2 protein-coding genes and 1 rRNA gene are annotated in these 2,855 nt (G+C 42.4%); all 3 read left to right on the forward strand.

From position 1 onward, the window contains the following. Nucleotides 1–240 precede the first annotated feature (240 nt). The 3 genes from rrf (at nucleotide 241) to OQ5_RS0113560 (ending at nucleotide 2,828) form a co-directional block, all read left to right on the forward strand. A 5S ribosomal RNA gene (gene rrf / locus OQ5_RS0113545) occupies nucleotides 241–351 on the forward strand. A 482-nt stretch (nucleotides 352–833) separates the two neighbouring features. Beyond that, nucleotides 834–1,523, forward strand: a complete 690-nt coding sequence (locus OQ5_RS0113555; protein ID WP_016778005.1) for a DUF5020 family protein — start codon at nucleotides 834–836, stop codon at nucleotides 1,521–1,523. Between the two features lie 12 nt (nucleotides 1,524–1,535). Further along, complete coding sequence (locus tag OQ5_RS0113560) at nucleotides 1,536–2,828, forward strand: NCS2 family permease (RefSeq protein ID WP_016778006.1); 1,293 nt, start codon at nucleotides 1,536–1,538, stop codon at nucleotides 2,826–2,828. Nucleotides 2,829–2,855 lie beyond the last annotated feature (27 nt).

The following is a 2,855-nucleotide window of genomic DNA, read 5'->3' on the forward strand; positions in this document are numbered from 1 at the left end:
ATCAATGAACAATGAACAATGATTAATTGATAATTGATAACTGGTAATTGATAATTGAATTGTTTTGTTTTCTTTTTGAATCTTTTCCGGTATGTCAAAGATATTGGCCCCCATCAGCTCCCCCCAAGGGGGGGAGAGAAGGGAAGCCAGGAAATTACCTCCAGTTCCCCCTCCCTGGGAGGGGGTTAGGGGGAGACCCTTTAGTTCCCTCTCCTTGGGAGAGGGTTAGGGTGAGGTTCTTAAGGTGGTTAAAGCAACAGGGTTCCACCTCTTCCCATTCCGAACAGAGAAGTTAAGCCTGTTAGCGCCGATGGTACTGCGTAAAAGCGGGAGAGTAGGTCGCCGCCGACTTTTTAACAGAAAGCCCGGTCTTTTCATTAAGATCGGGCTTTTGTTTTTTAGGATTGGCGGATTTAATCCGCCAGACCTGATCCGCCGTTATTATTTGTGGATACTATCCGGCATACCTTCTTTCGGCGCCGCATTGGTTATAGATAATCAACTACTTCTGCAAGGAATCCGCCACCTCGAATGTTACTTTTTTGAGATAAATCCTTAGTTTTGTTTGATAATGTATGTATACCGATTGCGTAGATCGGCCTTTTACCGTTTCGAGAGCTTCTTTGCTAATAAATGATTGCAAGGAAGTTTTTAGTGAATTTAATATGGTCAGAGTGATTCTGTTTCATCTTTATCAGGAGTTTATTATTTAACTCAGATTTTGCCACTATCTGAATGATAAATATTGTTTTTCACGCTTTTGAAAATCCCGGTCAGTTTGAATTTTTTCTCTATTTTTGGCGCTTCATATTTTTAATTTTAAACCGTGAAAAATGAAAAGAATTTTTACTGTTATTCTGGTAGCCTTTATTGTCCTGACCGCTCATTCTCAAAACCTTCAGCTCCACTACGATATGGGAGAAGACAGGGGGTACATGACAACAACTCTTGAAATGTTTAAGCCCGATAAATGGGGGAGTACATTTTTCTTTGTCGACTTTGATTATGATTCCGAAGCTGGAGAATCTGTATCCCTTGCCTATATGGAAATTTCAAGAGGACTGAAATTCTGGGATAATCCTTTTGAGATTCATGTAGAGTATAATGGAGGATTTGGTCAATTTAAGGCAGAACCTTTTAACGGAGCCTATCCGATCAATGATGCATGGCTGTTTGGGGGAAACTATACCTGGAACAGTCCCGACTTCAATCGTATTTTTACCCTTCAGGCGATGTATAAAAATATTCGAGATAAAGAAGATGCCTCTTTTCAGATCACGGGTGTCTGGACTGTCCATTTTAGTAATAAGAAATTTACTTTCATGGGGTTTGCCGATTTCTGGAAAGAGGAAAATGTGTTTGACGGTGCAACAACCGATTTTGTATTTCTGACCGAACCTCAAATTTGGTATAATGCCGGCGATCACCTTTCGCTGGGTGGTGAAGTTGAACTGGCATCTAATTTTGCAGGACATAAAGGATTTAAAGTTTGTCCTACCTTAGCAGTAAAATGGAATTTCTAAAACCAAATTGATATGTTGGAAAAGTTTTTCAATCTTAAAAAGAACAATACCACCGTAAGAACGGAAGTCATTGCCGGTATTACCACCTTCATGACGATGGCCTATATTCTGGCAGTGAATCCCGATATCTTATCGGCCACAGGCATGGATAAAAGTGCCGTTTTTTCCGCGACTACTCTGTCAGCAGTTATAGCTACTCTTGTTATGGCTTTGTGGGCACGCTTACCTTTTGCATTGGCTCCCGGTATGGGGCTAAATGCTTTTTTTGCCTTTACTGTGGTACTTGGAATGGGATATAGCTGGCAATTTGCACTGACAGCAGTTTTTCTTGAGGGTATTATTTTTCTTTTGCTCACCGCATTCAATATAAGGGAAGTAATTGTCAATGCTATCCCGATGAACCTGAAACATGCTATTTCTGCCGGGATCGGACTTTTCATTGCTTTCATTGGCATGCAGAATACCGGTCTCATTGCCGATAGCGATGCTACGCTCGTAACTTTAGGCGATATGAGTGCTCATACGGTCTGGATTACCTTGTTCGGCCTGGTACTGATAGGCGTGTTGTTGGCACTGAAGGTAAGAGGCGCTTTGCTGATTGGTATTTTTGCTGCAACCATTGCCGGTATTCCGTTGGGAGTGACCCACCTGCCTGAAGGTTCATGGTTGACTCTACCGCCATCGGTCGAACCCGTTGCTTTTAAATTTGAATTCTCAAGCATATTTACTATTGATATGCTGATTGTACTATTCACTTTCCTTTTCGTAGATATGTTCGATACAGTGGGTACATTGATCGGGGTAGCATCAAAGGCAGATATGATCAGAGAGGACGGCTCGCTGCCGAGAGCAAAACAGGCTTTGTTTGCCGATGCAGTGGGCACAACTGTCGGTTCTTTGCTCGGAACATCAACAGTTACCACTTATGTCGAAAGTGCTTCCGGTGTTGCCGAAGGAGGACGCACCGGGTTGACCTCGCTTACTACGGCCGGAATGTTCCTGTTGGCGCTGTTTTTGTCTCCACTGTTCCTGATGGTTCCGGCTGCAGCCACTGCCCCTGCGCTTATCCTGGTAGGTTCTTTTATGATGTCGCCCATTCTGAAAATCAGTTTTGATGATTATACCGAGTCAATCCCTGTATTTCTGACTATTATTATGATGCCGCTTGCTTATAGCATTGCTGAAGGAATTGTTTTCGGTATGTTATCGTACGTTGCATTGAAATTGCTGTCAGGAAAGACGAAAGATATTTCATGGGTGATGTATATCCTGACGCTCCTTTTTGTTTTGAAGTTCTTCTTCTAACCTGAATTATTGCTTGCAGGAATTTGG

This window comes from Anaerophaga thermohalophila str. Valhall (genome assembly GCF_000250735.1).
Taxonomy (GTDB): Bacteria; Bacteroidota; Bacteroidia; order Bacteroidales; family Marinilabiliaceae; genus Anaerophaga; species Anaerophaga thermohalophila_A.